Genomic DNA, 4,707 nt, shown 5'->3' with positions numbered 1-4,707 from the left:
AGTAGGTCACCGCCGGACATAAATTACGAGCAGGGCCCTGACAAACGACGTCAGGGCCCTGCCGCATTTAACAAACAAAACAACCACCACGGCAGCCGGCCAGCCGCAAGCCCTGGCCCGCCTAGACTTACCGTCATGGCCCCTAGCTCCCGTGAACCTCACATCCGTAGAGCAACAATTCTGGATGTGGCGGCCGCCGCGGGCGTCTCGCGTCAGACGGTGACGCGGGCCATGAACGACATGCCTGGAATCAGTCCTGCAACCCGGGAACGGGTTCAACAGCTCGCGGCCGAGTTGGGCTACACCCCGAGCCGGTTTGCGAAGGGCCTGGTGCAGGGCGCACGGGTCTCTCTGGGGCTTGCCATCCCGGACCTTACCAACCCCTACTTTCCGGCTTTTGCGTCCAGTGTGGTGGAAGTGGCCACACAGCGGGGCTGGAACGTGGTTGTTGATGACTTTGGCCACGGCAGCGGGAGCGGCTTGGATGCCGTCACCCGCCTCGCACCCCAGGTCGACGCGCTCGTCGGCTATCTTGGCGCCTGCTCGAGTGATGCCCAGGCGATGATGGGCCGGCGCCCGGTCGTGGTGCTCGACGACCCGTCGGGCCACGCGGCCGGCAGCATCGCCTTTGACTACTCCTACGCGGCGCGGACCGCCTTGAAGCGCCTCCAGGCGGCGCACTGCCGGGAGATTGCGTACCTTGATTCGGACCAGGAGGGTCCCGCCACCACGCGCGGGCTGGCCGTCGCCGCTGCAGCAAAGGAAGCGGGCATTGAGCTCACGGTACAGCAGGCCGCTGATTCCGCCCCCGCTGCCCGGCAAGCCGTCCACTCCATGATCGAGCATCGAGGCGGAATTGACGGGCTTCTGGTATTCAACGACCTCATGGCGGCAGGTGCGCTAAAAGCACTGCAGGACGCCGGAAAAACGGTGCCGGGGGACTGTGCCGTGATCGGGATGGACGGGATCCCTTTGGGGGAGCTCTTGACGCCCGAGCTGACCACTCTCGCCCTAGACCTGCGGGCGGTCGGACGCGCCGCCGTCGACCTCGTAGATAACCTGCTGACCGGTGCGGTGGAGGCCGGAAGCGAAGACGCCATGCTGGTCCTAAAGCACGAGCTGGTTCTTCGCCAGTCCGCCTGACCCTACTCAAACCGGAGAAAGTCGACTAAGCTCGGTGTGCGGCCCGTGAACGTTCACGTAGCATCGTCCCCAAGTGAATGCTGTCCGCCTGCAACCCTTCCGACAGACCAGCAAGGAAGCTTATGTCAGTCAAATCGCCCTCCGCCCCCGCCAGCAGCCCCGATGTGGCGGCAGGTTCGCCCGCCGTCAGCCTCGAAATTGGTGCGGAGGGCGTCCGGCAGCTGTCCTCCCTGGAGCCCGGCGCCGGCAGCCTGCCGGCGCGGGCCTTCCTGACCAGTGATGCACCAAGGCTGTCGCTCAACGGGGAATGGCAGTTCAGGCTCAGCCCTGGAATCCGGCTGGCACCGGAGGACGGCTGGCAGTTGGGGAAGGACCTGATCGGCTTCGAGAGCCTGCCCGTTCCGTCCAGCTGGCCAATGCACGGGCACGGGGCCCCTGCCTACACCAACGTCCAGTTCCCGTTTGCCGTGGAGCCGCCGCACGTTCCCGAGGCAAATCCCATCGGGGACCACGTGGTGCTCTTTGAGGCCGGGCCCGAGTTTTTTCCGCATGCCCTGTTGCGGTTCGACGGCATCGAATCCGCCGGAACAGTGTGGCTGAACGGAGTGGAACTCGGAACGACGCGCGGCAGCAGGCTTGCCCACGAATTCGACGTTTCCGGAATCCTGGAGCAGGGAACGAACACCCTGGCCGTGCGCGTCGCCCAGTTCTCGGCGTCCAGTTACGTGGAGGACCAGGACATGTGGTGGCTCCCCGGCATCTTCCGTGACGTTACCCTGCAGGCGCGGCCTGCCGGCGGCATTGATGATGCGTTTGTGCACGCGGACTACGACCACCGCACCGGCGAAGGCGTCCTCCGGGTGGAGGCAAGCCGGGGCGGACAGGCGATTGACGCCGTCGTCCGCGTTCCGGAACTGAACTTGGAACTGCCCACAGGCACCGAGGTGCGGCTCCCCGCCGTCGAGCCGTGGTCCGCTGAGGTGCCCAAGCTCTACGAGGCAACCGTCAGCGCTCCCGGGGAGGCCGTGGCACTCCAGGTTGGCTTCCGCAGCATCGCCATTGAAGACGCCCAATTCAAGGTCAACGGGCGGCGAATCCTGCTGCGCGGCGTCAACCGCCACGAGCACCATCCGCGCCTGGGCCGGGTAGTTCCCAGGGATGTGATGGAGGCTGAGTTGCGGCTCATGAAGCAGCACAACATCAACGCCATCCGGACGTCCCATTACCCGCCCCATCCGGAGTTCCTGGCGCTTGCGGACCAGCTTGGCTTCTACGTTGTGCTTGAGTGCGACCTGGAAACCCACGGCTTTGAAAGCGCCGGCTGGGCTCAAAACCCCAGCGATGACCCGCAGTGGGAAGCCGCGCTGGTGGACCGTATGCGCCGCACGGTCGAGCGGGACAAGAACCACCCGGCGGTGATCATGTGGTCGCTCGGCAATGAGGCGGGCACCGGCAGGAACCTCGCCGCCATGTCGCGCTGGACGAAGGACCGGGATCCGTCCCGCCCCATCCATTACGAGGGAGACTGGTCTTCCGCGCATGTGGATGTCTACTCAAGGATGTATGCGAGCCAGGCGGAAACGGCACTGATCGGACAGGGCATAGAGCCGGCCCTGGAAAACTCCGCACTGGATGCCCGACGCCGGGCCATGCCTTTTGTGCTGTGCGAATACGTACACGCGATGGGCAACGGCCCCGGGGGCATGAGTGAGTACCAGGAGCTTTTCGAACGGTACCCGCGGCTGATGGGCGGCTTTGTCTGGGAATGGCTGGAGCACGGCATCACCGTTGCCACTCCCGGCGGCGGCGAGCACTACGCGTACGGCGGGGACTTCGGGGAGCAAGTGCACGACGGCAACTTTGTCACCGATGGGCTGGTGGACGCCGACCGCAATCCCAGGCCGGGACTGCTGGACTTCAAGAAAGTCATCGAACCGCTGCGTATCAGCGTGGCCGCTGACTGGTCGGGCTTCACGGTCCGCAATGGGCAGGATTTCGCTGGCACCGGCGCCTACAGCTTCCGGTATGTGGTCGAGTCCGACGGCGGGCTGATCGACGCCGGCACTGTGGACGTTGCCCCCGTGGCGCCTCACGCCGAGGCAGCCGTGAAGCTGCCCGCCAGTCTTGCTGCCCTCGCCGAGTCACTGCCCGACGACGAGCCAACGGTACTTACCGTCAGCGCGGTCCTTGCCGCTGATTCAGCGTGGGCACCGGCAGGGCACGAAGTTGCGTGGGGGCAGGCGGCTCGGGGGCTTGGCGCCGCGATTCAGCCAGTACCGGTTAAATTCGTGCTCGTCCAGGAAACCGAGCTCAGCCTGGGACCGGTGGTTCTCAGCCGAGTCACGGGTATGCCCACCTCCATTGGCGGGGTCCCCGTCGAGAAGATGAGCCTGGCATTGTGGTGGCCCGCTACGGACAACGACCTGGGCCGGGAGTGGAGTGGTGCCGACGAGCGACCTCTCGCCACACAATGGACGGACGCCGGGCTGAACCGCCTCGAAACACGGTTGCTCGGCATCAGTTCGGACGCCTGCTCTGGGGATGGACAAGCCCTGACGGTTCGCACCCGCGTGAGCGCCGCCGACAAGCAATATGGCGTGTGGGTGGACTACACCTGGAGCAGCGACGGTACAAGCGTTGCACTCCGGACTCAGGTCAGGCCGGATGGCGAATGGGTCAACCGCGGCTTTTCGGTGGAGTGGGCCCGCATTGGACTGGAAATCGTCCTGGGTGAAGAGACCACATCGGTTACGTGGTTCGGGCAGGGCCCTCACCAGAGCTACCCCGATACGGGGCAGGGGACAAGGCTGGGTTGGTTCTCGCTGCCGTTGACCGACTTGGACGTGGACTACGTGCGGCCCCAGGAGTCCGGGGCGAGATCAGGGGTGCGGCGGGCCGCCCTGGAGCTCATGAGCAGTACGCTCGAGATTGCCGGGGATCCTTTTACCCTAACGGTCCGGCCCTTCGGCCAGGACATTTTGGACGCAGCGGCTCACCGCCCGGACCTGTCAGCCGATGGCAGGAGTTACGTGTACCTGGACAATGCGCTTCGGGGTGTGGGAACCGCTGCCTGTGGTCCGGGCGTGCTGGAGCAGTACCGGCTTAAGCCCCGTGATGCGGACTTCGTGCTGATGTTTGGGGTTCGGGGCTGAGGTGTTGGGGTGTGAGCCAGTCCATAGTGGTGCTTTGCTGGGTAGCGGGGCGCTGAGACCGGGGCTGGGACTCCGAAAACCGCGGGTTTTGGGGGGTTTTGGGGGTATAGCGGGTGTTGTGGGGTGGATTTGCGGGGTGGGCTTGGGGGGTGTATTGTTTTCTGAGTCGCCGCCGCTGAAGCGGAAAGATGGCGGCTTATCCCCCCTTTGTGAACGGCCTGAAAATGGTTCGCCTTTTGGTGTGCCGGTCTTGGGTGGGGCTGGTTGAGGGTAGCGCGGGTCGCGGAAACGCTGATTTGCATTGCTGCTTGAGACCGGGTAAGTTTGAAAAGTTGCTCCGGAGCGATCCTGAACCGTTTGGTTGGGTGGTGCCGGGTGTGTCTGTTGTTTGAGAACTCAATAGTGTGCCAAG

General features: G+C 64.8%; 2 protein-coding genes. Both read left to right on the top strand.

The window, feature by feature from the left end; all coding sequences use genetic code 11:
• Positions 1–135 precede the first annotated feature (135 nt).
• Positions 136–1,143, top strand: a complete 1,008-nt coding sequence (locus AC5RV1_RS21175) for a LacI family DNA-binding transcriptional regulator (protein WP_493995927.1) — start codon at positions 136–138, stop codon at positions 1,141–1,143.
• A 122-nt stretch (positions 1,144–1,265) separates the two neighbouring features.
• Complete coding sequence (locus tag AC5RV1_RS21170) at positions 1,266–4,295, top strand: glycoside hydrolase family 2 TIM barrel-domain containing protein (protein ID WP_493995926.1); 3,030 nt, start codon at positions 1,266–1,268, stop codon at positions 4,293–4,295.
• Positions 4,296–4,707 lie beyond the last annotated feature (412 nt).

The sequence above is a fragment of the Arthrobacter sp. Hb9-2 genome (genome assembly GCF_059091165.1).
Note: the sequence above shows the minus strand (reverse complement) of the source record. Positions and strands in the feature narration are given on the sequence as shown.